Source organism: Streptomyces sp. NPDC102437 (assembly GCF_044765565.1).
GTDB lineage: Bacteria > Actinomycetota > Actinomycetes > Streptomycetales > Streptomycetaceae > Streptomyces.
In genome coordinates this window covers 78,289-104,121 of the sequence record NZ_JBIWKI010000005.1, presented here as the reverse complement: position 1 = coordinate 104,121, position 25,833 = coordinate 78,289, and the positions used below count along the sequence as shown (strand labels likewise).

Here is a 25,833-nt window from a genome sequence, read left to right as displayed (position 1 = left end):
CGGTCAGTGATCTTCTGTAGGTTCGGCGGGCGGAGGCGCCGCGTGGCGGGCCTGGGGATTGGTGAGCAGATGGCGCGGGTCCGCGACCCGGACGATCGCCGTCTCGACCGCCGCGATCCGGTCCGCGAGCAGCCCCAGTGCGGCGACGGCCCGGGTCATCGGGTCGCCGTCCGGGCCCCCGAGGGCCTGGGTGCGGACGTAGGAGGCGGTGATCGCGGACCAGCGCGCGGACTGTTCGGGGGTGAGCCGGCCGCGCAGCGCGGCGAGCTTGAGCAGGTTCGACTCCGCGCCGGTGGTCAGCGTCTGGGCCTCGCCCGTGTAGTGGTCGTCGATGACGTCGGACAGCTCCGCCTCGTTCATGACCGGCACGATCCGCTCGGCGATCTTGTTCATGTTGCGGTACGAGCCCTGGAGCCGGAACGGCGGCTCCGTGCGCGTCGCGTCGGTCTGCGCGGCCGAGGCGATGTACGCGGCGTTCACTGCCAGGACGGTGTCGCGGGCGGTCAGCAGATGGCGCAGGACCGCGACGATCCGGTCCACCTCGGCGGCGGCGTACGGGTGCTCCAGCCGGTCCGCGCGTGCCGCACTGTCGCCGGAGGCGAGCCGTACGAACAGGGCGAGGTCGTCGCGGGAGCGCCCGGCGAGCGGCGCCAGCACCGGGTTGGCGGTCAGCGCGTTCTCGACGAAGCTCAGCGCGAAGACGTCATCGCGGCCGCTCAGCACCTCGCCGAGGTTCCACACGTCGGCCCGGTTGGCGAGCATGTCGGGGATCCGGAACCGCTCGCCCGACTCCGTGTACGGATTGCCCGCCATGCACACCGCGAACCGCTTGCCCCGCAGGTCGTGGCTGCGCGGCTCGCCGTCCCGCACGCCCTCGATGCGGCGGGTGGCGTCGCAGAGCGGGATGAACTTCTGGAGCAGTTCGGGCGAGGTGTGCTGGATGTCGTCGAGGTAGAGGAGCGTGTTGTTGCCGGACTCCAGCGCGAAGTTGATCTTTTCGATCTCCTGGCGGGCGGTCGCCGTGCGGGCCTGGGCCGGGTCGAGCGAGGTCACGTCGTGGCCGAGGTTCGGGCCGCTGATCTTGACGAGGACCAGGCCGAGCCGGTCGGCGACGTACTCCATCAGCGTCGTCTTGCCGTAGCCGGGCGGCGACACGAGCAGCAGGAGGCCCTGCGAGTCGGTGCGCCGGTCGGCGTCGGCGGTGCCGAGCTGCTTGGCGAGGCTGTCCCCGATCAGCGGCAGGTACACCTCGTCGAGCAGCCGGTTGCGGACGAACGCCGACATGACGCGGGGCCGGTGGTCGTCCAGCCGCAGCCGGGCCCGTTCGGTGTTCACCAGTGCCGTTCGCCGGCGCTGGTAGGCGCGGAAGCCGGGGACGGTCGCGGAACGGAACTCGGCCGTACGGGCGAGGAGTTCGTCGATCCGGACGGTCAGCGTGCCCCTCTCGACGCGCGGGTGTGTGCCGAGCAGGCCCTCCACCCGTGCGGTCAGCGGCGCCTCGCAGTCGTACCGGTCGAGCACCGGCTCCGGGCAGAGCTCCACGGCGACGGCCTCCGCGAGATCGCCCGCGTCGATCGCGGTGCCGCTCGCGGTGGCGTACGAGGTGAGCCAGCCCTCGACGAGCTGGCGGCGGGCCGGCAGGTCGTCGTCCAGGGCGGCGAGATCCTCGTCGTACGCCGAAGTGCCCGTGGTGCGGCGGAACTTGTCCAGGAACGTGCGGACGGCGGAGCTGGTCACGAAGCCGGCCGGGCCGCTCGTCAGCTCCTCGAAGAGGTACGCGGCGACGGCGGACGGGTCCTCGGCCGCGTCCGCCGCAGCCTCGCCGCCGATGACGGCCGCCCACTCCTCCTGAAGGGCGTCGACGGCCGGGGCGAGGCCGAAGGTCTCGCGGGCGCGGGCCAGCGAGCGGGCCCGCCGGGTCCATGAGGTGCGCCGCGCCTCGTCCGTGCCGTATGCCCAGAAGAGTTGACCGGTTGCCCGGACTGCGGGCGGGCAGCGCAGCAGGCCGGCCCCGGCGTGCAGCCGCAGCAGGGCGGTGAGGATCGCGGTGGCGTCCTCGTCGTGGATGCCGCGCTGATAGCCCTCGTCGTATGCGACGGCGGCCGACTCCCTTACCAGCAAGGTGAGTTCGGCCGGGGTCAGGGCGGCGAGGGCGTCCGCGCCCCGCTCGTCGAGGAGCCGGGCGGCCAGGTGCTCGGCCCGGTAGACCTGCGGGGACTCGGAGGGGAGGGTCTGCTCCCAGTACGGGCGGGTCGCCTCGAACTCCGGGTCGGTGACCGGCGCCCGGTAGTCCGTGCCGGTGAGCGCGAAGGCGAGGCGGTCGCCGTGCGGGACGAGCGTCAGGTCGAAGGGCTGGGTGTTCACCGCGAACCGGTGCCGGCCCAGCCGAATCACGGCGCCGCCGTCCGCGTACAGCTCACTGCGGTCGCGCAGCGCCCGCCCGGCCTCCTGGCGGGCGGCCAGCAGCTGCCCGTCGAGCTCCTCGGCCCGCACCGGATCGCCGAGTTCGCGCAGCTCATCGGCGGTGCGGCGGATCTTCGCAGCCATCGGGTCGGAGGCCAGGAAGGTGTTCACGGCGTCCAGGTCCGCCAGGGCGGTCAGCCGCCGGGAGACCGTCTCCAGGACCCGGGCCGCCGACTGGGCCAGCCGCTCGGCGCGCCGGGCGCGTGCGTCCTGGAGGGTCTGCTTGCGGGCCGAGAACGCCTCGTACACCTCCGTGCGGCGTTCGGCCAGCTCGGCGAGGAAGTCGTCGAACTCCGCGAACCGCGACTCCAGGTTTTCCAGCTGGAGCAACAACTTGGAAAGTTGATCATCACAGGCGTCCGGGGTGTCCGCGGCGGCGATCGCCCCGGTGACGGCCTGCCCGAGCAGCGCGAACTCGGCGGCGAACTCGGCACGACCCTCGTGTTCCAGGAGTTCGCGGCGGCGGGCTTCGAGCGTGGCGCGGGCCCGGTTGACCCCGCCGAGCACCTCGGCGATCCGCTCCAGGATCGAGGTGCGGACCGTCGTGTCCCCGATGTCGAGACCGGCGACGACGTCCGTGACGGTGCTCAGCCCGTCCGTCATCCCGTTCAGCCGCTCGCCGAGCGCCGCCGCGTCCGCGACGGTGGCGAGTTGGGACGCGGCGGCGGTGAGAGCTGCGATGGACTCGTGGTAGCCGGTGAAGGCGTCGTCCCGGCCGAGGAAGGCGACGGCGCGCTGTGCGGCCGATTCGAGGTCGGCGGCGGTCGCGGCGGAGAGTTCGGCGATCCGTTCGGTGTCCGCGTAGCGCATCTCGGCCAGCGTCGCCAAGTGGCCGTGGGCGCGGCGCAGTTCGTTGAGCTGGTCCACCCAGGCGGCGGCCGAGCGGGGGGCCTCGCCACGGATGCGGCGGACGAGCGCGGTGAGCCGGTCGGCCGTCTCGTCGAGCGCTTCGGCGGCCTGCCGGGTCAGCTCCCGTACGGTCTCGAACTCGGTCAGGACCTGCTCGGCGGTGGCCTTCAGCTCCGCCAACGGGGCGGCCAGTTCACCGAGTCCGGCGTCGGTGAGCCAGTGGTAGCGGTCGGTGGCCCGGGTGCATTCCGCGACCAGCCGCGCGTACACGGCGGCGGTCGGAGTGGTCTCGGCGGCGCTGTGCGCGAGTGCCAGGCAGTCGGAGATCCCGCGCACCAGATCGGCGTTGCCGACCCGGGCCAGCGGGCCGGTGCCGGCGGGACGGGAGGCCGCATGGGTGTCGGAGACGTACGGGGTCCGCCAGCGCTGCAAGGGGTGGACCCTGGCCGGTTCGTCGCCGGTGGCGGTGGTGCGCAGCAGGACGAGGGTGCCGTCGTCGAGCAGGGCGTGGCCCCGGCCCTGGAGCGGGGTGGCGACCTCCTGCCGGATCAGGTTGTAGGGCAGGAGCAGTGCGCGGCCGTCATCGCGGGAGCGGAAGACGTAGAGGACGTCCTCGCCGTTCGGGGAGCGGACCGCGCCCTCGAAGACCGGGCCGGTGAGTGGCTCGGCGATGTCGAACGTCTTGGCGGTGCCGGTGGTGAGGTAGTAGCCGCCGGGGAAGATGATCCCCTGGTCCTCCGGGAGCCGGTGGCAGGCCGGCCCGATGCCGTCGAGCCGCAGCACGGTGCCGAGCAGCGAGTTGAAGACCAGGTACCGCCAGGACTCCTCGTTGTACGGGCGGACGCGGAGCAGGACCAGCGGCCCGATCGTGGCGTGCTCGACCTCCGCGTCGGCGAGCGACTGAAGGGGTTCGGCGACCGGCTCCCGGTAGATCCCGTCCGGGGTCTCGGTGTCGTTGACCGCCTTGACGGTGAGGGTGCCGCCGAGAGTGTCGACGTAGAGCGCGGCGCTGTCCGGGCCGTCCCCGCCCACCGCGATGTGCGGGTGCCGGCCCAGCACGTGCGACTCGCGCCCGGCGGCGGTCCAGGTGAAGTCGTGCGAGGGCGGGAAGACGTGGTCGCGGTCGCCGCGCGCGTCGAGGAACGCGCTCGGCGCCCCGTCCGGGGCGAGCGCCCAGCGCAGCACCCGGATGCCGTCCGCGCTCTCGCCGGTACGGAAGACGGCGAGCAGCTTTCCGTCCACCAGGCGCAGCCGCAGCAGCCGGGCGTCGCGGTAGTAGCGGTGCAGTGCGGTGAACTCGCGTACGAAGTCCTCGTCGGCCAGCAGGCCGCCCGCGACGGGCTCCCCCAACTGAGGCCCGTACAGGGCGAGTACGTCGGAAAGCTCGGCCGGGTCCGCCGCCCCCGGGCCTCGCTCGAAGCCGAACAGCAGCTGCCCGCCGACGGCCACCACGTCGCGGGGGACGGCCGCGTGGCCGGTGCGGATCTGCTCGGTGCCGGTGAGCCGGAGCTCGGTCGAGCCGAACTCGTCGGTGCGGCGCGCGTTCAGTTCCTCGGCGCGGCGCGCGAGTTCGGCGGCCCGGTCGCCGAGCCGGCGGCGCAGCACGTCGTACGTCCCCGCGTCCACGGGGCCGCCGGTGGGCGCTGCGGGCGTGGTGTCGGTGTCCATGCGTACGACTCTCCCTGCGAGGTGTTACGGGGCGGGTGGCGCCGGGGCGCGGGTGGTGAGGGGTGCGTCAGGCTGTCGGGTCGCGCGGCCTCCGGCCGCGCTCTGTCCTCGATCGCCGGACAGGCTTGATCTGCCCGCCCGTCCGGCGTTCGAGGTTCGCCGTTTGGATCATGCCGGGCTCGCGTGCCCCGGTGCCCGATCCGCCCTGATCCAAACGAAAGACCCTAGGCGACCGGCGCGGACCCGTTTTGCGAGGCGGGTACGGCGGTGGCGTCAGTCGCCCCCCTCGCCGCGGAGACATCCGGCCCGGTCAGCACGGAGACCGGCTGGTCGGCGAGGCCCAGTTCCTTCGCGGCGGCCAGCAGCTGCTGGATCTGCCCCGAGGAGACCCCGGCTCCCGGCGCCTTCATCATCCGCATCAGCAGCGCGGACACCGTCAGGTTCTGCACATCGCCCGTGGACACCGACCCGAGCACCCGGGTCAGGTCGTCCGTGAACGACGAGGTGCCGTTCAGCCACGGACCCGCGAGGGCCTGCGCGGTGTCCGAGTTCTTCACGAACCCGTCGAAGCTCTTGCCCATCGAGACGGCCGAGACCAGCCGGTCGAAGAAGACCGACTCCCCGCCGACGATGTCGATGTCGGCGTTCTCCAGGCCGGTGGCCAGCACCGTGGCCTGCGCCTCGGCGACCTGCCGCTGCACGTCGAGGCCGGCCAGCCGGATCTCCTTCTCCGCGGCGAGCCGCAGCCGGTACTCCTCGTGTCCGCGCGAGGCGTCGTCCAGGGCCGCCATCGCGGCCGCCTTCTCGGTGAGGCCCGCCGCTTCGGCCTTCAGCTTCTCGCCGATCATCGCCGCGTCGGCCGTCGCCTGGGCCTGGGTGCCCTCCGCCGCGGCGAGCGCCTTGAGCCTGGCCCCCTCCGCCTCGGCCCTGAGCCGGGCGGACGTGGCCTCGGCCTCGGCGAGACCGGCCTTCTCGATGACATCCGCCTCCGCCTCACGGACCTGGATCTCGGCGAGGCCGGGCGCCGCGGACTCCGCCTGGATGCCCTCGGCCAGCCGCAGCTTCGCCTGGGCGTCCAGGTCCGCGGTCTTCAGCCGGGCCTCGGCGAGCGTCAGCTGCTCGGCGGCCAGGTGGGTGGCCGCGGCCTCCGCCGCCTCGGCGGCCTTGATGTCCTTGACCAGCTTCTCCTGGGCCTCCGCCTCGGCGGCGATGATGACCGACCTGCGGGTGCGCTCCGACTCCTCGACGGCCCGCAGCGTCTTGATCGACTCCTCCTGCTCGGCGACCGTCCGGTCCACCGCGATCCGCTCCCGGATCACATCGGCGACCTCGCGGCGCTCGGCCTCGACCTCCTTCGTCGCGGCGATCCGGTTCAGCTCGGTCTGCCGCTCGCGCCCGATGACCTCGATCAGCCGGTCCTTCTCGATGCGCTCGTTCTCCACCGCGATGACCCGCTCACGGTTCTTCTGCGCGACGGCGATCTCCCGGGCCTGGTTCTCGCGCTGGATGCCGAGCTGCTCCTCGGTACGGATGAACGCGGCCTGGGCGCCGAGCCGTTCCTCCTCCTGGACCTTGGCGGTGGCGGCCTCCTCGCGGGCCCGCAGCGTCTCGACCTCGCGGCGCTGCTTGATCTCGGCCTCGGCCTGCCGGCGCTCCAGCTCCAGGATGGTCTCCCGGGCGTCGACGTCCTGCCGGGTGATCTCCTTCTGCTCGGTGCGCTGGAACTCGTTGGTGCGTACGTGCTCGATCGCCGTCAGCTCGGTGATCTTGCGGATGCCCTGCGCGTCCAGGATGTTGGCGCCGTCGAGCTGTGTCATCGGCGTCTGCTCGAGGAAGTCGATCGCGGCGTCGTCGAGGTGGTAGCCGTTCAGGTCGGTGCCGATGACCCGGATGATCCGGTCCCGGAACTCCTCGCGCTTGGTGTACAGATCGACGAAGTCCAGCTGCTTGCCGACGGTCTTGAGCGCCTCGGCGAACTTCGCGCCGAAGAACTCCTGGATCGCCACCTTGTCGCTGGCCCGCTCGGTCCCGATGGACTGGGCGACCTTGATGACGTCCTCGACGGTCTTGTTGACCCGTACGAAGAAGTTGATGTGGATGTCGGCGCGGATGTTGTCCTGGCAGATCAGGCCCTCGCGCCCGGTACGGCGGATCTCGATGGTCTTCACCGAGATGTCCATGGTCTCGGCCTTGTGCAGGACCGGCAGGACGACGGCCCCGGTGAAGGTGACATCGACCTTCTTGGTCTTGGAGATGATCAGCGCCTTGCCCTGCTCGACCTTGCGGAAGAGCCGGCTGATGACGAGGAGCAGGGCGACGGCGATGAGCAGAACAACGGCTACGAGCACACCGAAGCCCAGGGTGATGGCATCCATGACAGTCCTTGCGGCTGGTGAGGAAGATGGTGAAGGAAGAGGAGGGGCGGCAGCGGGCGGCCCGACGGCGGGCGACCGATCACACGGCGGCGACGCGGCGGCCGGTCCACGCGGACCGGGCGATTCGAGTGGCCCGCGCTGTCCGGGTGGTCCGGGCGGTCAGCCGGTGCGTCGTGGGGTGCGGCGCGCACCCGTGTGTGGTCGTGGCGTCGGCGGGCCCGGGTCCAGTGCCTTGTCGTAGGGCGAGACCCAGAAGAACTCGCCCTCGTCGTCGTACGCGTACAGGAGCCCCGCACTGCCCGCGGTGAGGACCGGGCCGTCCGCCGGAGCGAGCAGCCTGACCTGGACGATCGCGGTGGAGCCGTCGTCCGCGGTGACCTCGGCCTGGCCGAAGTCGGAGCTGACGGAACCGGTACGGACCGTGCAGACCCGGCCCAGGAAGTCCTGCCGCGACGGAGGCGGCTCGTCCGGGAAGCGCCGGCGAAAGCAGCGCACCAGGACGCGCAGCACGGCCCAGCCGAGCAGCAGCGCCCCGGCGAACACGCCGCAGGCCAAAGCGGCCCGGGTCAGGCCGGTGGTACCGCCTCGGTGCACCAGGACCGTACCGGTGAGGCTGGTGAACCAGCCGACGACGACCATCACGGACACCGAGACGGTGACCGGCACCCCGCCGATTCCGGCCAGGTCGGTGTCGAGGTCGCCGTCGAAGGAGTGGTGGTCGGCCGCACCGACCAGCACCAGGAGCCAGAAGAGGACGACGACGGCCAGCGCCGCGCCGAAGAGGACGGCGGGAAAGGCGGTCGCTGCGCTCAGGAACTCCTGCATCCGTCCAGCCCTTCTCCTGCTGGGCGGCCGGTGGTGACTCCGCTGCTGCGGCACCGCGTGGCGCGGTGCCGCAGCAGCGGAGTCGTTCCCCCGTGTCCCCCCGTGTTTCCCCCGGTTGGTGCTGTCCGGATCGTGTCATTGAGGGGCATGACGCCGCACTGCCGGAATCCGGCAATCTTTGCTCGTCCTTGATGCCGGGCACCGGCATAGGCCGGTAAGCGTTGGGTGAGTGTCAACGTCGCGTCAGGACTGTGAGGAGAACGCGTGCCGGAGCCGGAGATCCCCGATGAGCTTCTGGCGGGATATGACCGCATCCTGACCGATGTGGCGGTCACCGGCCGCCGGCTCACCCGTGACGAGCTGGACGACCGCCGCCTCCTGGGCCGGGAGGCCGCCGAGTCCGGGTTCCAGCTGCGTGCGCTGATCGTCCGCCACATCGTGGAGACCCGCACGGCCTGGCCGCTCGGCCCCGGGTCCGACGGCGCGGCCACGGATTCGGTGCTGGCCGCGGTCGAGCAGGCCGTGGACGCCTTCGCGGACGGTTTCGAACGGGCCCAGCGGATGACGGTGCGGCGCGAGGAGGCGGCGCGCCGCGAGTTCATCGACGACCTGCTGTACGGGCGCAGCGATCTGGGCCGGCTCGCCGAGCGGGCCACCCGGTTCGGGCTGCGGCTCTCCCGCGCGCACGCGGTCGCGGTGGCGACGGGCCCGGAGGCGTACACGGAGACCGACTCCGTGCCGCGCACGGTCGAGGCGGCGTTGCTCGCGCGGTTCAGCGGCCGGAAGATCCTGCTCACGACGAAGGACGGGAGGCTGGTCTGCATCGCCCCCGGCAGTCAGCCCGACGTCCTGCGGTACTTCGCCAAGCAGTCGCACACGGCGACGGACGGCGGCCGGGTAGCGGTGGGCCGCCCGCACCACGGGCCCGGCGGCGTGGTCCACTCCTACGACGAGGCGTTGGACGCGCTGGACCTGGCGGAGCGGATGGATCTGGACGATCCGGTGCTGTACGCGGCCGATCTGCTGGTCTATCCGGTGCTGACCCGTGACCGGCAGGCGATGGCCGATCTGGTCCGCAGTCAGCTGGGGCCGCTCCAGCAGGCCCGCGGTGGCGCCGAACCCCTGCTGAAGACGCTCGCCGCCTACTTCGACGCGGGCTGTGTGGCCGCGGAGACGGCCCGCCGGCTGTCGCTGAGCGTGCGGGCGCTGACCTACCGGCTGGAGCGGATCCATCAGCTGACCGGTTCCGATCCGTCCGACCCGATGCATCGCTACACCCTGCAGACGGCGGTCATAGGCGCACAGCTGCTGGACTGGCCGGCCAAGGAGATCTGACCCGGCTGCGGGTCTGGGAGAAAAGGTGGCCGGGGGTGCGCAAGGGGGATCGCGCACCCCCGGCCTGCCGGGCGCCGGCCGGTGGTCAGTCGGCAGCGCTTGTTCCGGCGGTTCGGGGCGCCGTACCGGGCAGCCGGTGCGGCGGACGCTCGAACGGTTCCAAACCGTATCGAACGGTTCTACAGGTCGAATCCGAACGGTTCTACAGGTCGAACTCGTGCGGCGGGAGGTCGAGCGCGAAGCACGCCTCGCGCACGACGGCCTGCTCCGACTTGTCGAAGTCGCCGTCGGCGCCGCCGATGACGATGCCGATCTGGATGACGGCACGAGCCTCGGCGGGCTTCTTCTTCGCCTTGCCGATCTCCTGGAGCACGCTGACCTTGCCGAAGGCGAAGTCGGCGGTGAGCTTGTTCACGTAGTCGTTGAAGCGGCGCTGGAGGTCGTCCGCCGGGAAGTTCTGCAGGACCTCGTTGGAGGCGATCAGCGAGGCGACGCGCTGGCGCTCGGACGGGTCGATGGAACCGTCGGCAGCGGCGACAAGGGCACACATCGCCATGCTCGCGTCGCGGAACGCCCCGCTCTTCAGGTCGTTCTTCTTGGCTTCCAGCTGCGACTGCATCGACGAAGCGGATTCCTTGATCCGATCCCACAGTGCCATGACGTCTCCATACGTTGCTTGCGTTGCGTTGCCGGATGAAGTCCAACTCTACAGACGTGTAGAAGTTAGCAGCAGGGGCGCCCGCTGTGTTCCGGAAACGGCGGTAAGTAGGATGCTGCGACGCCGCAGCCGACGCGGCATCGCAGAAGGGCGGACCCCCGATGGACTCGGCCAGGCCCGGCCACCACCCGGACAACGAACCACCGTGCGACGGAGTGCCCGTCCCTGCGGAAAGCCCGCGGCTGCGCAGGCGCGGGCAGGGCGAACTGGAGGCCCAGGTTCTCGCCGTGCTGCACTCGGCGAACGGCCCCGCGACGGCCGGCTGGGTCCAGGAACACCTCGAAGGCGACCTCGCGTACACCACCGTCATCACGATCCTCTCCCGCCTCTACGCGAAGAAGGCCGTGACCCGCTCCCGCGAGGGCCGCTCCTACACCTGGACCTCGGCCTTTGACGAGGCCGGTCTCGCCGCCCTGCGGATGCGCCGGGTGCTGGACGGCGAACGCGACCGGGACGCCGTGCTCGCCCGCTTCATCTCGGCGCTCTCCCCCGGTGACGAGGAGCGCCTGCGCGCCCTGCTGGCGAGGGCGGACGCCCCGGATCACCAGGGCGAGCCGGATGATCCGGTCAACCCCCGTGACACGGAAGGCCTGTAGCCCACCGATGGGTGTCTTCGTCTGTCTGCCGCTCGTGCTGCCGCTGACCGCGCTGCCGATCGCGCGCCTGGCCGAACAGCATCTGCACCCCCGCAGCGCGACCCGGCTGCTCGCCGTCGTCGGCGCGCTGCTCGCCCTGTGCAGCACGCTCTGTCTGGGCCTGCTGATGGTGGTGGGCACCGCGCAACTCCCGGGCAACCCGCTGCCGGACAGCTGGTCGGACCCGGAGGTGCGGGACGCGGTGCCGTACGAGGTGAAGGCGGGCATCGTCGCGATCGGGGCGCTGGCGGCGGTGCTCGGGGCGTGCGGGTGGACGGTGTTCCGCCATGTCCGGCTGCGGGTCCGCGCGGGCCGTGCGCTGGCCGCCGCGCCCTCCGTCGTCTCCGGCGACGTCGCGTTGCTCCCGGATCCGGAGCCGTACGCCTACGCGCTGCCCGGAAGTCCGGGCCGGGTCGTCGTCTCGACCGCGATGACCGAGTGTCTGGACGCCCGCGAGCGGCGGGCCCTGATCGCCCATGAGCGGGCCCATCTGGCCGGCCGGCACCACCGCTACCTGCTGGCCGCCCAACTCGCGGCGCGCGCCAACCCGTTCCTCCTGCCGCTGCGTACCGCGGTGTCGTTCAGCACCGAGCGGTGGGCGGACGAGGAAGCCGCGTGCGCCGTCGGCGACCGGAGGGTGGTGGCGATCGCGGTCGGCAAGGCGGCGCTGTACTCGCACCGGGCGCCGGACGTCTCGGCCGGTCTCGCGGCCTTCGCGGCCCCGGCGGGCCCTGTCCCGCGCAGGGTCGCGGCGCTGCTCGCCCCGGTGCCCACGGTCCGGCTGTGGCCGCCGTCGTCGGCGCACGTCGCCTTCGCGGCGCTGGTCGCGACGGTGGGCACGGCGGCCTCGGCGCTGTCGTCGCTCAACGCGGCCGTGACGCTGGTGGGGATCCTGCGCGCGACGACCCCGCTGTGAGCCGTACGAAGGGGATGGACTCGCAGGCCCGCCGGTAGCCGTCCGCGCTCCCGTCGGGCTCGTGCCCCGGGTACGCGCAGAGCCGGTGCGCGAGAGCGGGGTGCCGTGCCGCGTACCGCACCATCAGCTCGCCGCGCTCCTCGCCCCGGACCAGCGCGTCGCCCTGATCGACGCGCTGTCCGCGTTCACCGCGGCGGGTGGCGAGCCGTCCGTGGCGGAGGACGGCACGGACGCGTACCCGCTGGGCTGGAGCCGGACGTCCGCTGATTACGCCTCAGTCGGCGGAGGAGACGAACTCCTCCTGAACGGCGGGCGCGGCGGGCTCGGCGGGCGCCGTACGCGCCGCGGGAACCTCACTGCTTCCCTTCCCACCACTGCCGTCCCGGCCGCGCCACGCCTGGATCTTGGCGACGACGGGCTGGGTCCAGCGGGCGGTGAGCGGTCCGACGATGACGAGGATGAGGACGTACGCGGTGGCGATCGGCCCGATGCGGGGCTCGGTCGCCACGGCCAGTCCGGCGATGACGATGGAGAACTCGCCGCGTGCGACGAGCGTTCCACCGGCCCGCCACCGCCCGCGCGAACCGATCCCGGCGCGCCGGGCCGCGTACCAGCCGGTGGCGATCTTGGTGAGGACGGTGACGATCGCCAGCAGCGCCGCGGGGAGCAGCACCGGCGGGATCTCGGCCGGGTTGGTGGAGAGCCCGAAGAACACGAAGAAGACGGCGGCGAACAGGTCCCGCAGCGGCGTCAGCAGCTTGCGCGCACCCTCGGCGACCTCGCCCGAGAGCGCGATCCCGACCAGGAACGCGCCGACGGCGGCGGAGACCTGCAACTGCTGGGCAATGCCCGCCACCAGGACGGTCAGCCCCAGGACGACCAGGAGCAGCATCTCCGGGTTGTCCGAGGACACGGCCCGGCTGATCAGCCGACCGTGCCGCAGCGCCAGATAGAGGACGAACCCGACGGTGCCGAGCGCGATGAGCAGGGCGATGCTGCCCCCGGCGAGGCCGACTCCCGCGAGCATCGCGGTGAGCAGCGGCAGGTAGACGGCCATCGAGAGGTCCTCGATGACGAGCACGCCGAGGATGACGGGTGTCTCCCGGTTGCCCAGCCGTCCGAGGTCGGTGAGCACCTTCGCGATGACCCCGGACGAGGAGATCCAGGTGACCCCGGCCAGCGCGACCGCCCCCACGGGCCCCCAGCCGAGCAGCAGCGCGGCGACGGCTCCCGGGGTCGCGTTGAGCACGAAGTCCACGGCACCGGACGGGTATTGGGTCTTGAGACTGGTCACCAGTTCCGAGGCGCTGTACTCCAGGCCGAGCAGGAGCAGCAGCAGGATGACACCGATCTCGGCGCCGACGGCGGTGAATTCCTCACTGGCCCCGAGCGGCAGCAGCCCGCCCTCCCCGAACGCGAGCCCGGCCAGCAGATACAGCGGGATCGGCGAGAGCCCTATCCGCCCGGCGAAGCGGCCGATGATGCCCAGTCCCAGAATGACGGAGCCGAGCTCCACCAGCAGTGCGGTCGTGTCGTGCACCGTCAGCCCTCCGCGATGATCTCGGAGAGCGTGTCGACGCCCTCACGCGTTCCGACGGCGACCAGGGTGTCGCCGATGGCCAGCCGGAAGTCCGGCCCCGGGGACGGATGCGCACTGTGCGTCCGCAGCACCGCCACGATCGAGGCCCCCGTCCGGGTCCGCGCCTTCGTGTCCCCGAGCAGCCGTCCGCCGTACGGAGAGCGGCTCCCGAGCGGGATGTGCTCGGTGACCAGGTCGATGCCCTCGGTGCGGACGGCGTCGATGGGCGCCGAGTCGATGAGGTGGGCGAGGCCGGTGGCCTCCTGCGGCGTCAGGGGTACCGAGAGCCGGCACGAATCAGGGTCGTCCTGGTCGTAGAAGCCGATGAACCGCCGCCCGTCGTGGTGGACGACGACGGAGATGTGCTGTCCCGACTCGGTCGTGTAGTCGTACTGCACACCGACTCCGGGCAGCGTGGTGCGGTGGGTTCCCATGGCTTCCTCCCGAGGATGCGGCGGCTCTTGACACACTTGGTGATCTCTTTATCTGCGTATTACCTTATCGGGAGGGTTCCGCCGTTTCCGGCGCGCGGGCTGCCGGGCCCGCATCCGGCGCGCCCGGATCATCGTGATCCCGCTATGCGCGCGCGGCGGACTCCACGGGCCCTTGGGCGCCGTCGGGTACGCAGGTGAGGCCGAAGCTGAGGGGGTCGTCCTCGGTGGGGGCGAAGGCTCCTTCGGCGAGGGCCCGGGTGAGGGCGGGGAACCGGTCGGCGTGCACGCCGAGGCGGTGGGCGCGCCGTTGCGCAACGACGCCGGTACCCGGAGCGTTCCGGGTACCGGCGTCAGTCATTGGTCATGCTGCGTGCGCCATCGGGGTCCGGGCGCCTGGGCGGCCGTGCGGCCGTCGCGCCGTGCGGGGACCGGCGGGGCGGGTCAGACCGTCGGGGAGGCGGCGCGTGGGATCCGCGGAGCGTACCAAGGGCAGCGGACACCCCCGCCGGCAAGATCAACTGCCGTCGGGGGCCTGCGGGGGTACGCCGTGAATGCCCCTTGCTCCGGTGCGCATTTCACGATGCACACCGTTCATTCGAAGAGAAGTCGACTACCTGCGGGTCGCCCTGCTCACCGCACCGGGAAGCCGTAGGAGTATCCCTGCTGCTTCAGCCAGGGCAGGATCTCGCGCAGGGTGGCCAGGGTCTGGGAGCGGTCGCCGCCCGCGTCGTGGAAGAGGACGGTCGGGCCGTTGGAGATCTCGCGCTTGACGGTGGCGACCATGGTGTCCACGCCGGGGCGCTCGAAGTCCTTGGAGTCGACGTTCCAGCCCAGCGGACGCATTCCGCGGGACGCGGCGAGGTGTCGGCTGTACGGGGTGAAGGCGCCGCCCGGGGCTCGGTAGTACCGGGGGCGGACGCCGCCGGATGCCTTGGTGATCATGCGTTCGGCGTCCAGGATCTGCTGGGACTGGTACGCCTCGGACTTGGAGTCCATCGCGGTGTCGTGCGAGACCGTGTGGTTGCACAGCCGGTGCCCGTCCGCCACGACCGCCTTGACGAGGTCCGGGTGTGCCTGGGCCTGCGTGCCCACCATGCAGAAGGTGGCCTTCACGCCGTTGTCCTTCAGCAGTTGCAGCACCTGCGGAGTCCAGTTCGGGTCCGGTCCGTCGTCGATGGTGATGTTGACTCCGCGTTCGCCGCGGTCCGAGGCGTGTGCGATCTCCTCCGCCACCTTGGTCACGGGCCCCTGATGGCGGGCGTCCGGCACCGAGACGGGTGCTTTCGGCTGCTGGCCTGCGGCGGTGTCGGCCTGCGCGGTCCACACCGAGGTGGCAGCGGCCAGCGCCGTCACCCCGAGCGCCGCCCCCAGAAGCCGGCTGTGCCATCCCCTTCCCTTGTGCTTCGCCATGTCCGCCCCGCCCCTTTTGCTGTCTCCGTCGATGCCGTGCGTCCATCAAGACATACGAATGCCTGTACGGGATGCCTCTGTTACCGATCGCGGACGAATCCGCAGGAGATCGGCGACAGACGGAGGGGGTCCAACGGTCGCGAGAAGGTGCCGGAGTTGGGGGGCGGGGTGCCCTTTATGTGAATTCTTGGTTGTGGCGCGGGGAGTTGAATTCATGCGGTAACGTGATCGCGTCATAACGCTCCGTGTGCTCCTGTGTGCATGGAGCGGCCCCCGGCGGTGTTAGCAGCACCATTCCGAGGGCCTTCACCACGAGTGGAAGAGAGTCCACCGGGATGCTTTGGCATGCTATCGCGCCCTCTCGGCGCTACACGAAGGCCTCGCACGACGTCGTGCGCCATCCGCGTCTGAGCAGCGACGCGAAGATTCTTCTCCTGTACGTACAGGGGCTTCCCGAAGATCAAGCCGACAAGGCGCTCAGTGAGCACGCGAAGAATTTCGGGATCACCGGGCGGGCGTATCAGAAGGCCAAGGGGCAGTTGATCGAGAACGGGTTCGTGCACGAGTGGAAGCGGCAGGGGGAGCGCGGATTCTGGGTGACCGACCAGCTCTTCGCGAATGTGCCCCTGACGGCTGAACAGGCTCACGCGGTGCGGAACGAGAGGAGCGGCGGGGGTGGTGCCCCGTCTGCTCCCGCGGGCCCGGTTTCCCGTCCGGGTGCGCAGCATCGGGCCGTCGGCAGGCCGGAGGGCCGGGCGGTCGGTGGCTATGAACCGGTAGATGAAGAACTTGGGAAGAACTACTCCCACCCGCCCTCCGAAAGGACCGAAGCGGCCGAAGCGGCCGAAGAGAACGAAGAGTTCGAAGCGCCCGAAGTCGTCGAGGGGGAGCGGGTGTTGCTCTCGTTGCGGCATGCGAATCCGCAGCTGCACCTCGGGGTCCGGGAGGCTCGGGGGCTGGCCGAGGCCGCCGGGGAGTGGATCCGGCGTGGTGTCAGTGCCGCGGATCTGCGACGGGCGTTGAGCAGTGAGCTGCCCAGGGACGGCGTACGGTCCGCCGTCGGGTTCCTGCGCCACCGGCTCGTCCAGAAGCTTCCGGCGCCGGTGGCCGCCGCTCCGGTTCCGCCTGTAGCGCCTTCGCCCCCGCCCCTGCGGGACTTCGTCGTCTGCGAGGGGGAGGGCGATGAGCACGTCTTCCGCCCTGTCGGGGACGACACCATGTGCGGGCCGTGTGCCCGTGAGGCCAGCTGGGCCTACTGGGCCGCCCGGCGGGTCGAGATGGAGAACGAACCCGATCCGCTGCCGTGGCGGGAGCGGATCGCGGCGATCATCGGGGGCGAGCAGCGGCGGGAAGGAGGGCCAGAGGTGGCAGCGGGGGCGTAGCTTCGTAGCTTCGTAGGGTCGCTGGCACCGTCGTCAGCGGCTACGGGCGGAAGGGGCGCGCGGTGGCGGGCTTTCGAGATCTGAAGTTCCGGGCGGTCACGTCGCTCCAGCGGCATGTCGTGAACCCGCTCGCGAGACGGTCGAGGTCGCAGATCCTGCTGGAGACGACGGGGCGGGCCTCCGGGCTGCCGCGCCGTACCCCGGTCGGCGGTCGGCGGGTGGGTCAGGAGTTCTGGCTGGTCTCGGAGTTCGGCGAGAAGTCGCAGTACATCCGCAACATCCGGGCCGACCCCCGGGTCCGGGTCCGTCTCGCGGGGTGCTGGTACGACGGGATCGCGCATCCGCTGCCCCAGGACGACGCCCGCGCCCGGCTCAGGACGCTGCCGCGTTACAACAGTGCTGTCGTGCGGGCGGTGGGTGCGGAGCTGTTGACGGTGCGGGTGGATCTCGATGGCTGACGGGGCCGGGCATGGGTGTGCCCGGGTGGTTTGTGGCCACCCGGGCACGCACGCGAAGGCGGTCTGCCGGATCAGTCGGTGATCTCGATCTTGCCGTTCTGGTCGCTGCTCGGGGCGGCGTTCGAGGCGGTGGGCTCCGGCTGGCCCGGGACCTCGGCCACGGGGCCCGCGCCCTTCAGGTTCTTCAGCAGGGCGGCGAGGTCGACGCCCGTGGTGGAGCTGAGGAGTTCCATGCCCTGGGCGACATTGTCGGTGACCGTACGCGACAGCCGGCTCGCGCCGTCCGTCGAGATCACGGTCATCTTGTCGACGGCGCTCAGCGGCTCGGACGCCTTGGCGACGACCTGCGGCAGCACCTCGACCAGCATCTGGAGCACGGCCGCGTCGCCGTACTGCGCGAAGGCGTCCGCCTTCTTCTGCATGGCCTCGGCCTCGGCCGCACCCTTCGCCGCGATGGCCGCCGCCTGGGCCTCGCCCTCGATGCGGACGGCGTCGGCGAGCGCCGAGCGGTGCAGCTTCTCGCCCTGACCGGTCAGCCGGGAGCGCTCGGCGTCCGCCTCGGCCTCCTTGACCTGGCCGATCCGGCGGGCCTCGGCCTCCTGCTCGGCCTGGTAGCGGGCGGCGTCGGCGGGCTTGCGGACCTTGGTGTCGAGCTCGCGGTCGGTCAGCGCGGCCTGGCGCTGGGCGACCTTCTCCTGCTCGGCGAGGATGTCCTGCTGGCGGGCGGCGTCGGCCAGCGGACCCGCCGCGTTCGCCTGGGCGGCGGCCTCGTCCGTCTGCGCCTTGATCTCGGCCTGCTTCAAGTAGAGGGTCCGCTGCGCGATCGCGATCTCCTCCTCCGCCTTGAGCCGGGCCTGCTCGGCCGCACGCCGGGCGACCGCCTCGGCGATGTCTGCCTCCTGCTTGGCGCGGGCGGCCTCCGGGCGGCCGAGGTCCTCCAGGTAGGAGCCCTCGGTGGTGATGTCCTGGATCTGGAAGGCGTCCAGGATCAGGCCCTGGCCGGAGAGGCTGGCCTCGGCCTCCTCGGCGACCTGGCTGGCGAACGCCGCCCGGTCGCGGATGATGTCCTCGACCGACATCCGGCCGACGATGGCGCGCAGTGCACCGGAGAGCACTTCCTGGGTGAAGCGGACGATGCCGTCCTGCTGCTGGAGGAAGCGCTGGGCCGCGGCGCGGATCGTCTCGTCGCTTCCGCCCACCTTGACGATCGCGACGCCGTCGAGGTTGGACTTCACGCCGCGCAGGGTCACGGCGCCGCGCACGGACACCGGGATCTGCCGGCTGGACAGGTCCAGGGTGAACTTCTGCTGGACGAACGGGACCACGAAGACTCCGCCGCCGACCACGACCTTCTGGCCGCTGTTGTCGATGCTGGTGCGGCCGGTCACCGGGTCGGTCGACTTCTTGCCGCGGCGTCCGGTGATGATGAACGCCTCGCTGGGCCCGGCGACCTTGTAACGGGTGATGACGGCGAGGCCGATGAGTACCAGGAGTACGACGACTCCGATGACTGAGATCACGACTGGGCTCATGAAGATGTCCCCCCTGCCTCCCTGAAGGGGGCGGCAGTTCGAGTCGGGCGGTACGGCGCGGTTCGGTGCGGCGCACCGCGGGTGTATCGGTTGGGCGGTGGTCAGCGCTCGACGGGGCGGACGACGACCGAGGTGGTCGACAGCGCGGCCTCCACCCAGATCTCGGCGCCGCGTTCGACCGGCACCGGACTCTTCGCGGCGAGCTTCACCGGTTGGCCCCCGAGTCGCAGCAGGACCTCGCCGTAGCCGTCGGCAGGGATGGCCGTGACGACCGAGCCGGACGTACCGACGAGGTCGTCGCCGCGTGGGGTGGCGTCGGTCTGGTCCCGCATCAGCGCCTTGCTCAACTTCCAGGTCAGCGAGGCCGCCACGATCCCGGCCAGGGCTCCGGCAGCGATCGCGGCGACCGTGCCGAGCCCGGTGGTGCCGAGCACGATCGCGCCTGTGAATCCGAGCATCGAGAAGAATCCGGCGATGACGGGAAGGGACAGGAGACCGTCGAAGAAGCCGCTCAGCACGCCCCCGAAGAGCCCTTCGAAGATTCCGTCGAAGATCAGGGAGACGACGAGCAGAACGATTCCCGCAATGCCGAGACCGAGCAACAGGGTCACGCGGTTCACCCCCCGATCTTCGAAATCCCCCGAGTATTTCCGTCGAACTGGCTGGATGATCCCACGATTGCCCGGCAGTGGGTACTGCCGGTTTCCGGCAGACTTTTACCCGTTCTTGATGCCGGAGAGCTGCTCGGTCAGTTTGGCCGCCGACTGGAACGTGGCGCCGAGCAGCGCGACGTGCTTCCAGCGCAGCACCCCGTCGGGCCCGATGAGGAACACCGACCGGCGCACCCCGATCCCGGGCGCCGCGACGCCGTACGCGCGGGCGGTCTCCCGTCCGGTGTCCGCGAGCAGCGGCATCCGCAGGCCGTGGGCGCGGGCGAACGACTCATGGCTGTCCACACCCTGTGGACTGATCGCCCAGACCTCCGCGTCGAGCTCGCCGAAGGCTTCCAGACCCGAGGAGTACGAGCAGAGCTGCTTGGTGCAGACGGCCGTGTTGTCACCTGGGTAGAACGCGAGGACCACGGACCGGCCGCGCGCCTCGGAGAGGGTGTAGTCGCGGCGTTCGAACTCCTCGCCCTCCTCGCCGGTGAGCAGACCGCCCGGCAGGGTGAAGTCCGGGGCGGACAGGCCGAGTTGCGGTGACGATCCCATTTCGTTTCCTCCGTGGTCCGGCGCTGCCGGGTTTTCCGTGAGCGTGTCCGTACAGCATGCTCGGTACGGGTCCGGCTCCCGCACCAGGAGGTAGGCAATGGCACGACCGCCGTCCGCGCGCTGCCCGTCCGCGGCCGTGCTCCTGCTGCACGGCGGGGCGGAGACCGGGCTGGCCGCGCCGCCGCCCGGTCCGCTGAACCTGCCCGCCGTACGGATGCGCCCGTTCGCCCGGTCCATCGCCGGGGCGACGGGCGACTGCCCCGGAGACGTTCTCGTACGTACCGCCCGCTACGCCCACCGGGGCTGGAACGGTCCCCGCGAGGACCCGCTGCACGACGCCGTACGCGCCCTGGACGCGCTGCGCCGCGAGGCGGGGGAGATCCCCGTGGTCCTGGTCGGCCACTCGATGGGCGCCCGCGCCGCCCTCCGCGCGGCCGGGCATCCGCTGGTGCGCGGGGTGGTCGGTCTCGCCCCGTGGTGTCCGGACGACGACCCGGTCGACCAGCTGGCGGGCCGCGACATCGTCCTGCTGCACAGCACCCGGGACCGGATCACCAGCCCCCGCGCCTCCCAGCGCCTCACCGCCCGTGCCCGGCCGGCCGGTGCCCGCTCCTGCCTGGTGGCGATCAGGGGCAGCGACCACGCGATGCTCCGGCGCGCCGGACGGTGGCACGCGCTGACGGCCCGGATCGTCGCCGGGCTGCTGGGGCTGGGCCCGCTACCCGGGCCGGTCGGGGCCGCCCTCGCGCTGCCGTCGGACGCCCCGGCGGTGGACGGCACCCTCGACCTGGACCTGCTCGGGGCGTGACGGGGCGCGCCCGCGGACACTCCCCTGGCGCCGTGGTGCAGAGGCGGGGGAACGGGCGCACCCTGGTAGGGAGGTGATCGTCATGGTGATGACAACCGTCGGATGGCACATCGAGCTCGAATTCGACGAGGACACCCACCGCACCCGCGCGGCCGCCCTGGTGCGGCTTCCGGACGGGAGCGAGGTGCGGGCCCACGGATACGCGAGCCGCCATCCTTCCGACAAGAACCAGCCGAGAGTGGGCGAGGAGATCGCGGGCGCCAGAGCGCTCAACGAACTGGCGATGAAGATGCTGACGAAGGCACACGACGAGATCGACGAGGCTTCCGGCCGGACCTCGCACCCGCTCAGCTGACGCGGGGACCGGGGCGCATGGTGCGGGGGCCGGGGCGCGCGTGACCCCGGCCCGCACGGATACCGACGGCGGGAACAGGGACGCCCGGCTGCGGATGCGCGGCAGGGCCGGGCGGCTGACGATTGAGGCCCGGGCCGCGGGTGTTCCGCGCCCGTCGCAGGAGGTTGACGTGCAGGCCGATATGTACGCCGACGGCCCCGCGCCGTTCGACCCCAGCGCCCTGGCCGCACTGGTCGACGGCACGATGGCCGGGGTGGGCGTGCTCGACACCACGCTGCGTTATCTGTACGTCAACCCCGCCCTCGAACGGCTCAACGGCGTCCCGGCCGCCGAGCACCTGGGGCGCACCGTCTCCGAGGTGCTGCCCGGAGTCGACGCGCGCGAGGACATGATGCGGGCGGTGCTCGCCGACGGGAAGTCCCGCGAGATCACGTCCAGCGGATTCACGGCCGCGGCCACCACGGTCCGGCGGTACTGGCACGGGGCGTACCACCGGCTGGAGATCGACGGGCGGATCGTGGGGCTGGCCGGGATCGTGCTGGAGGTCATGCCCTCGGACCAGGGGCAGCGGGAGCTGGAGCAGGCCCGGCGCCATCTGACGCTGCTCGACACCGCCGCCGCCCGGATCGGCACCACGCTCGACATGGACACCACCTGTGCCGAACTGGCCGAACTCGTCGTGCCGGGGCTGGCGGACATCGCGACGGTCGAGGTGTTCCCACCCGATGTCGCCCCGCCGGTCCGGCCCGCACCGCCCGGTGTACTGAGGCTGCGCCGGGCGGCGCAGCGGTCCGTGCCCGCGCTCCGCGACGAGCTGGCCGGTTTCGGGCTGAGCGGCGAGTACATCGACTACCAGGAGGGTGCGGCCGTACAGCGCTGCCTGGCGACCAACCAGCCGGTGGTGGAGAACCTCACCACCGACGAACAGCTCGTCCGCTCGGCCCCCGGCCCGGAACGGCTCGCCGCCTACCGGGCCCTCGGGATGCACTCGGCGGTCATCGTGCCCGTCACCGTGCGCAGCGGCCCGCTCGGCGTCCTCGCCCTGATCCGGGCGGGCGACTCACCGGTCTTCACGGACGAGGACGTGGTGGTCGCCCGGGAGCTCGCCGGACGGGCCGCCGTCGATCTCGACCACGCCCGCCGGTACGCCCACGAGCACACCATCGCCCTGGAGCTCCAGCGCTCCCTGCTGTCCGAGCCGCGCCCGCCGCACCCGCACATCGAGATCGCCACCCGCTACCTGCCGGCCGACCGGAGCGTGCTGGTCGGCGGCGACTGGTTCGACGTCATCCCGCTGCGGGACGGGCGGCATCTCAAGGCGATGGGCGACGTGATGGGGCACGGGGTGGAGGCCGCGGTCGCCATGAGCCACTACCGCTCCCTGCTGCGGATGTTCGCCGACGACGATCTGCCCCCGCACCGCATCCTGGAACGCCTGGACCGGCTGGTCGAGCGGTCCGGTCTCGACCGGGCGGCGACCTGTCTGCTGGCCGTCGTCGACCGCTTCGGCGGGGCGTGCGAGGTGGCCAGCGCCGGGCATCTGCCGCTCGTGCTGATCGATCCGCGGGCGGGCGCCAGGGTGTGCGACGAGATGACGGTGGGGCCGCCGCTCGGCACCGGGTTCGGCGGGTACCGGACGACGCTGGTGGAGTTCGACCCGGGCACGGTGCTGTTCCTGTACACGGACGGGCTGGTCGAGCGGCGCGGTGAGGACATCGATGCCTCGGTCGGCCGGCTGAAGGAGCTGACCCTGTCGGCCGACGGCAGCCTGGAGGACCTGCTGGACGACGTCCTCGAACGGTTCGGCCCGGGGGCCGAGGACGACATAGCGGTGATGGCCTCCCGCGCCCGGTGCCTGAAGCCGCAGCCGGACCCGGGCCGGAAACCGGAGCGGGAAGCGTCCGGCACCGGCCCGGGCCGGAAGCCGGAACCGGAACCGGAGCCGGATCCGGAGCCGGAGCTGCTCGGTACCTCCTGACGCCGTTCGGACGGGGCGCGTCAGCCCAGTTCCAGGCTGGTGATGCCGAAAAGCCCGCCGTGGTCGATGTCCGGCGCCGGTCCCGTGTACATCCGGGCGGTCTCGAACGACGGGGTGAGGCCCAGCTGTTCGGCCAGGCGCACGGCCGCCGGGTTGACGTCCGGCACGTCGACCGCGACCGGCACACCGGGGTCGGCCGCCGCCAGCGCACTGACCAGGGCCCCGGCCACCTCGGGCGATTTGGCGTACACGGGGCCGATCCGGGAGGACGTACGGCAGGGCCGCAGCACGGCCAGGCCGCACAACTCCCCGTCGCGGACGGCGGCGAGCGAGGTACGGGTGGGGTGGGCGATCCACGGCGCGAGGAAGCTGTCGCGGTCGGCCGGGAAGAAGCGGCGGTCGTAGGCGGCGAGCCGGTCGAAGGGTACGGAGCGGCCGTCGACCAGCTCCGTACCGGCCGGGGCGGGCGGACCGGCGGGCGGCAGGCCCTCGTAGCGCATGTTCGTCCACGCGGAACGGAAGCCGGACTTGCGGTAGTTGGGCTGCTGGGCCACCACCCCGTCGAGGCCGACGTTGCGCCCGTCCAGCCGTGCCATGCCGGCCCGCCAGAGCTGGATGCCGTACCCCTGGCCGCGCAGACGTGGGCGGGTGAGGTAGAAGCCGAGGAAGCCGAAGCCGGTGCCGTAACGGACCACGGAGACGCAGGAGACCGGTTCCCCGTCGAGCCGGCCGATCAGGAAGCCGCGCGGATCGGCGGCGAAGAAGGCGTGACGGTCGGTCAGCCCGGGGTTCCAGCTCTCCTCGTGGGCCCATTCGGCCAGCATCGTCAGGTCGTCGGCGCTTGCGTTGGTGATCTCGAAGTTCGGCACGGGGGCACCTGTACCCGCCTGATCCACTGTTTCAACGGAGGAATCAGACAAACAGGAACGCGCCCGCCGTCGCGGCCCCCAGCGCCCCTCCAGCGGCCGTCTGGGCCATCGAGTGGTAGCCGAGCGCGACCCGCGACCAGCACACGGCGACCGTCATCAGGTAGCCGAGCAGCCACCACGGAGAGTGGACCGCGGCGAGCAGGGCGACGACCGCCGAGGCGACCGCGGCGTCCACCGAGATCTTCCAGACGGTGTTGACGGCCAGCAGCACCACGGTCATCGCCCAGAGGGCGAGCATCGCCGCGAGGATGCCGGTGGGGGCGTGGCCCAGCACCATCACCACCGAACCGGTGCCGATGGAGCCGAGGATGACGAAGAAGATCGGCGCCCGCTTGGTGCGGTCGACGACATGGCGGTCGCCCCAGGTGCCGCGTCCGCGCTCCCATTCGATGTACCCGGCGGGTATGAGGCCCGCGCACAGGGCGCCGAGGAATCCCCAGAGCAGGCCGGTCCAGTGTCCGGCGGCGGCCAGGCCGATGCCGAGCATGCCGATCAGCAGGACGTTGCGGGGCTGGAAGACATCGGTAACGGTGCGCGCGGCGGCGTTGTCCGGTGGCGCAGGGGTGTCGGTGGTGGCGGGGGTGCCGGTGGGGCCAGGGGTGTCGGTGGAGGTCATGCTGTCTCCTCGGTGGAGGCCGTGCGGGGCGTTGCGGTCGCGGTTGCGGCGGACGGGCCGGGTACGGCGGCGGGCAGGGTGGCCGCAAGTACCTGCGCAGCCCGGTCCTGCGGGACCGTCCGGTAGGCGGTGGCGACCCGGACCAGCCAGGCCACCTCGCCGTCCTGGTCGGTGGCGTGCTGGGTCTCGACCGCCGCGGCGGTGGAGGCGGACGCCCCGCCGTTCTTCGCGGTGAGCGCCGCCTTGATCCAGTACGCCTCGGCGAGCGGGCCAGCCCGCTCCGCGTCCGTGACGCCGTCAGCCGCGGCGGCGTCCTTCGCGGCCGGGAGCAGGGTGTCGGGCACGTAGTGGCGCAGCTTCTCCACCGCGTCCGCGATGTCGGCGGCCCAGCGGTCGATGCGCAGGTCCGCGGGGGTGTCGAAGCGGGTGAGCTCGCGGGCCAGCGAGGCCGGGGGGTCGAAGGGCTGCTCGGGGAACGCGGTCATCAGCTCGCGCCAGAGGCCGTGCAGCTTGACCTGGGCCCGCCAGAGCTTCGCGCGGCGCTGCCCTTTGCTGAGGGCGGGGATGGAGGCGCCCACGGCGAAGAAGGCGAACAGCACCACCTGCGCGGCCTCGGTGATCTCGTCGAAGCGGAGCGCGAAGGACTCGCTCGGGTTGTCGATGACGCTGACCCACAGGAACAGGGTCCGGCTGACGGTATAGCCGACCCCGATGAACATCGCGAACGTCATCATCCCGAGGCCCACCCGCAGATGACGCAGCCCGGCACCGGCGGTGGCCAGCGCCCACTGGTACGCGCAGACTGCGGACGCGGCACCGAGGTAGAGGTAGAACACGCTCATGTACAGCGTGGCACCCCACTGTCCCGCGTGGTCGGCGACGAAGCGGTCCGAGGGGACGGAGCGGTCGACGACCGTGAAGAACAGCACCGTCAGCAGGATCAGCGTGGCGATCGACGCCTTGGCCGCCACCTGCTGGATGGCGCGGGCGAACCGTACGTGGCGCGGGACGGCGCCGCCGTCGGGGTACCGGCCGTAGATCGCGACGATGTAGCTGAGGATCGCCAGGATCGCGATCGTCGCCGTGTAGTGCTTGATCAGGACGGCGAGGTCGGTGACGGCGCTGTCGTTGAGCGCGATGCGTACAGCCTGCGTCTTGGTCCACAGGGCGGCGGCGAAGCCCGCGTAGCAGCCCCACAGGGCCCGGCGGCGCTTGTCTTCTTCGTCGCCCCACAGGGCGGCGGGCATGCGCCACAGGGCGACGGCCGTCATCAGGACGGCCACGAGATAGCCGGCGAGGTCGAGCGGGGTCACGGCGGAGTCCTCGGGGTGGGGAGGGGGACGGGGGAGTGTGCGGT

The 25,833-nt window shown here is 71.8% G+C and carries 22 protein-coding genes; 8 read left to right on the top strand and 14 right to left on the bottom strand.

Annotated features, from left to right (window positions below; translation table 11 throughout):
* Positions 1 to 3: 3 nt before the first annotated feature.
* The 3 genes from ACIRJP_RS08700 to ACIRJP_RS08690 all read right to left on the bottom strand — a co-directional run bounded on the left by ACIRJP_RS08700 (position 4) and on the right by ACIRJP_RS08690 (position 8,180).
* On the bottom strand, positions 4 to 4,980 hold the full coding sequence (locus ACIRJP_RS08700; RefSeq protein ID WP_404169996.1) for a DNA repair ATPase: 4,977 nt from the start codon (positions 4,978 to 4,980) through the stop codon (positions 4 to 6).
* Between the two features lie 224 nt (positions 4,981 to 5,204).
* Positions 5,205 to 7,355, bottom strand: a complete 2,151-nt coding sequence (locus ACIRJP_RS08695; RefSeq protein WP_404169993.1) for a flotillin family protein — start codon at positions 7,353 to 7,355, stop codon at positions 5,205 to 5,207.
* A gap of 159 nt (positions 7,356 to 7,514) precedes the next feature.
* A complete protein-coding gene (locus ACIRJP_RS08690; protein ID WP_404169990.1) occupies positions 7,515 to 8,180 on the bottom strand; it encodes a hypothetical protein in 666 nt (221 codons plus the stop codon).
* A 264-nt stretch (positions 8,181 to 8,444) separates the two neighbouring features.
* Here ACIRJP_RS08690 and ACIRJP_RS08685 point away from each other — a divergent pair, with 264 nt between their 5' ends.
* Complete coding sequence (locus ACIRJP_RS08685; RefSeq protein WP_404169987.1) at positions 8,445 to 9,515, top strand: PucR family transcriptional regulator; 1,071 nt, start codon at positions 8,445 to 8,447, stop codon at positions 9,513 to 9,515.
* A gap of 202 nt (positions 9,516 to 9,717) precedes the next feature.
* Here ACIRJP_RS08685 and ACIRJP_RS08680 read toward each other — a convergent pair whose 3' ends face one another.
* Complete coding sequence (locus ACIRJP_RS08680) at positions 9,718 to 10,173, bottom strand: tellurite resistance TerB family protein (RefSeq protein ID WP_093899464.1); 456 nt, start codon at positions 10,171 to 10,173, stop codon at positions 9,718 to 9,720.
* Positions 10,174 to 10,334: 161 nt separating this feature from the next.
* Between ACIRJP_RS08680 and ACIRJP_RS08675 the strand changes: the two genes are divergently transcribed.
* Entirely contained in the window at positions 10,335 to 10,829 is a 495-nt protein-coding gene (locus ACIRJP_RS08675; protein WP_404169984.1) for a BlaI/MecI/CopY family transcriptional regulator, read from the top strand.
* Between the two features lie 7 nt (positions 10,830 to 10,836).
* Positions 10,837 to 11,784, top strand: a complete 948-nt coding sequence (locus ACIRJP_RS08670) for a M56 family metallopeptidase (protein WP_404169981.1) — start codon at positions 10,837 to 10,839, stop codon at positions 11,782 to 11,784.
* A 274-nt stretch (positions 11,785 to 12,058) separates the two neighbouring features.
* On the opposite strand, the gene ACIRJP_RS08665 is transcribed toward ACIRJP_RS08670, so the two are convergent.
* The 4 genes from ACIRJP_RS08665 to ACIRJP_RS08650 all read right to left on the bottom strand — a co-directional run bounded on the left by ACIRJP_RS08665 (position 12,059) and on the right by ACIRJP_RS08650 (position 15,207).
* The gene (locus ACIRJP_RS08665; RefSeq protein WP_404169978.1) at positions 12,059 to 13,324 is read right to left on the bottom strand and encodes a cation:proton antiporter; all 1,266 of its coding nucleotides are present in this window, start codon (positions 13,322 to 13,324) and stop codon (positions 12,059 to 12,061) included.
* Positions 13,325 to 13,326: 2 nt separating this feature from the next.
* A complete protein-coding gene (locus ACIRJP_RS08660) occupies positions 13,327 to 13,797 on the bottom strand; it encodes a TrkA C-terminal domain-containing protein (RefSeq protein ID WP_329820196.1) in 471 nt (156 codons plus the stop codon).
* 142 nt (positions 13,798 to 13,939) lie between these two features.
* Entirely contained in the window at positions 13,940 to 14,155 is a 216-nt protein-coding gene (locus tag ACIRJP_RS08655) for a hypothetical protein (protein WP_404169975.1), read from the bottom strand.
* A 272-nt stretch (positions 14,156 to 14,427) separates the two neighbouring features.
* Positions 14,428 to 15,207, bottom strand: coding sequence for a polysaccharide deacetylase family protein (locus ACIRJP_RS08650; RefSeq protein ID WP_404169972.1), 780 nt, complete (start codon positions 15,205 to 15,207; stop codon positions 14,428 to 14,430).
* A 335-nt stretch (positions 15,208 to 15,542) separates the two neighbouring features.
* On the opposite strand from ACIRJP_RS08650, the gene ACIRJP_RS08645 reads away from it, so the two are divergent.
* Positions 15,543 to 16,589, top strand: a complete 1,047-nt coding sequence (locus ACIRJP_RS08645; protein ID WP_404169969.1) for a hypothetical protein — start codon at positions 15,543 to 15,545, stop codon at positions 16,587 to 16,589.
* A 62-nt stretch (positions 16,590 to 16,651) separates the two neighbouring features.
* Positions 16,652 to 17,047 (top strand): nitroreductase/quinone reductase family protein, encoded by a 396-nt coding sequence (locus tag ACIRJP_RS08640; RefSeq protein ID WP_404169966.1) that lies wholly within the window; start codon positions 16,652 to 16,654, stop codon positions 17,045 to 17,047.
* A 71-nt stretch (positions 17,048 to 17,118) separates the two neighbouring features.
* Here the strand turns inward: ACIRJP_RS08640 and ACIRJP_RS08635 are convergent, their stop codons facing one another.
* The 3 genes from ACIRJP_RS08635 to ACIRJP_RS08625 all read right to left on the bottom strand — a co-directional run bounded on the left by ACIRJP_RS08635 (position 17,119) and on the right by ACIRJP_RS08625 (position 19,790).
* Positions 17,119 to 18,579, bottom strand: a complete 1,461-nt coding sequence (locus ACIRJP_RS08635; protein WP_404169963.1) for a flotillin family protein — start codon at positions 18,577 to 18,579, stop codon at positions 17,119 to 17,121.
* A 101-nt stretch (positions 18,580 to 18,680) separates the two neighbouring features.
* Positions 18,681 to 19,190, bottom strand: a complete 510-nt coding sequence (locus ACIRJP_RS08630; RefSeq protein WP_404170441.1) for a hypothetical protein — start codon at positions 19,188 to 19,190, stop codon at positions 18,681 to 18,683.
* A gap of 105 nt (positions 19,191 to 19,295) precedes the next feature.
* Positions 19,296 to 19,790 (bottom strand): peroxiredoxin family protein, encoded by a 495-nt coding sequence (locus ACIRJP_RS08625; protein WP_404169960.1) that lies wholly within the window; start codon positions 19,788 to 19,790, stop codon positions 19,296 to 19,298.
* Between the two features lie 97 nt (positions 19,791 to 19,887).
* Here ACIRJP_RS08625 and ACIRJP_RS08620 point away from each other — a divergent pair, with 97 nt between their 5' ends.
* The 3 genes from ACIRJP_RS08620 to ACIRJP_RS08610 all read left to right on the top strand — a co-directional run bounded on the left by ACIRJP_RS08620 (position 19,888) and on the right by ACIRJP_RS08610 (position 22,931).
* The gene (locus ACIRJP_RS08620) at positions 19,888 to 20,598 is read left to right on the top strand and encodes an alpha/beta hydrolase (protein WP_404169957.1); all 711 of its coding nucleotides are present in this window, start codon (positions 19,888 to 19,890) and stop codon (positions 20,596 to 20,598) included.
* Between the two features lie 82 nt (positions 20,599 to 20,680).
* Positions 20,681 to 20,953 carry a DUF1876 domain-containing protein gene (locus ACIRJP_RS08615; RefSeq protein WP_404169954.1) on the top strand — a complete coding sequence of 91 codons (273 nt, stop codon included), beginning with the start codon at positions 20,681 to 20,683 and terminating at the stop codon, positions 20,951 to 20,953.
* A gap of 181 nt (positions 20,954 to 21,134) precedes the next feature.
* Entirely contained in the window at positions 21,135 to 22,931 is a 1,797-nt protein-coding gene (locus ACIRJP_RS08610; RefSeq protein ID WP_404170438.1) for a SpoIIE family protein phosphatase, read from the top strand.
* A gap of 20 nt (positions 22,932 to 22,951) precedes the next feature.
* Here ACIRJP_RS08610 and ACIRJP_RS08605 read toward each other — a convergent pair whose 3' ends face one another.
* From ACIRJP_RS08605 to ACIRJP_RS08595, 3 genes are read right to left on the bottom strand one after another with little or no spacing between them, the layout of a single operon-like run.
* Positions 22,952 to 23,800 carry a GNAT family N-acetyltransferase gene (locus ACIRJP_RS08605; RefSeq protein WP_404169951.1) on the bottom strand — a complete coding sequence of 283 codons (849 nt, stop codon included), beginning with the start codon at positions 23,798 to 23,800 and terminating at the stop codon, positions 22,952 to 22,954.
* Between the two features lie 43 nt (positions 23,801 to 23,843).
* Positions 23,844 to 24,476: a hypothetical protein gene (locus ACIRJP_RS08600; RefSeq protein WP_404169948.1), complete on the bottom strand. Its 633-nt coding sequence runs from the start codon at positions 24,474 to 24,476 to the stop codon at positions 23,844 to 23,846.
* A complete protein-coding gene (locus ACIRJP_RS08595) occupies positions 24,473 to 25,789 on the bottom strand; it encodes an MAB_1171c family putative transporter (protein ID WP_404169945.1) in 1,317 nt (438 codons plus the stop codon). Before ACIRJP_RS08595 ends, ACIRJP_RS08600 begins: the two co-directional genes overlap by 4 nt.
* Positions 25,790 to 25,833: the final 44 nt, after the last annotated feature.

Coding starts and splice junctions, on each gene's coding strand:
- ACIRJP_RS08620 (WP_404169957.1), top strand. CDS start 19,888: ATGGCACGACCGCCGTCCGCGCGCTGCCCGTCCGCGGCCGTGCTCCTG.
- ACIRJP_RS08700 (WP_404169996.1), bottom strand. CDS start 4,980: ATGGACACCGACACCACGCCCGCAGCGCCCACCGGCGGCCCCGTGGAC.
- ACIRJP_RS08645 (WP_404169969.1), top strand. CDS start 15,543: ATGCTTTGGCATGCTATCGCGCCCTCTCGGCGCTACACGAAGGCCTCG.
- ACIRJP_RS08660 (WP_329820196.1), bottom strand. CDS start 13,797: ATGGGAACCCACCGCACCACGCTGCCCGGAGTCGGTGTGCAGTACGAC.
- ACIRJP_RS08690 (WP_404169990.1), bottom strand. CDS start 8,180: ATGCAGGAGTTCCTGAGCGCAGCGACCGCCTTTCCCGCCGTCCTCTTC.
- ACIRJP_RS08610 (WP_404170438.1), top strand. CDS start 21,135: ATGTACGCCGACGGCCCCGCGCCGTTCGACCCCAGCGCCCTGGCCGCA.
- ACIRJP_RS08600 (WP_404169948.1), bottom strand. CDS start 24,476: ATGACCTCCACCGACACCCCTGGCCCCACCGGCACCCCCGCCACCACC.
- ACIRJP_RS08650 (WP_404169972.1), bottom strand. CDS start 15,207: ATGGCGAAGCACAAGGGAAGGGGATGGCACAGCCGGCTTCTGGGGGCG.
- ACIRJP_RS08680 (WP_093899464.1), bottom strand. CDS start 10,173: ATGGCACTGTGGGATCGGATCAAGGAATCCGCTTCGTCGATGCAGTCG.
- ACIRJP_RS08675 (WP_404169984.1), top strand. CDS start 10,335: ATGGACTCGGCCAGGCCCGGCCACCACCCGGACAACGAACCACCGTGC.
- ACIRJP_RS08695 (WP_404169993.1), bottom strand. CDS start 7,355: ATGGATGCCATCACCCTGGGCTTCGGTGTGCTCGTAGCCGTTGTTCTG.
- ACIRJP_RS08670 (WP_404169981.1), top strand. CDS start 10,837: ATGGGTGTCTTCGTCTGTCTGCCGCTCGTGCTGCCGCTGACCGCGCTG.
- ACIRJP_RS08655 (WP_404169975.1), bottom strand. CDS start 14,155: ATGACTGACGCCGGTACCCGGAACGCTCCGGGTACCGGCGTCGTTGCG.
- ACIRJP_RS08615 (WP_404169954.1), top strand. CDS start 20,681: ATGGTGATGACAACCGTCGGATGGCACATCGAGCTCGAATTCGACGAG.
- ACIRJP_RS08635 (WP_404169963.1), bottom strand. CDS start 18,579: ATGAGCCCAGTCGTGATCTCAGTCATCGGAGTCGTCGTACTCCTGGTA.
- ACIRJP_RS08625 (WP_404169960.1), bottom strand. CDS start 19,790: ATGGGATCGTCACCGCAACTCGGCCTGTCCGCCCCGGACTTCACCCTG.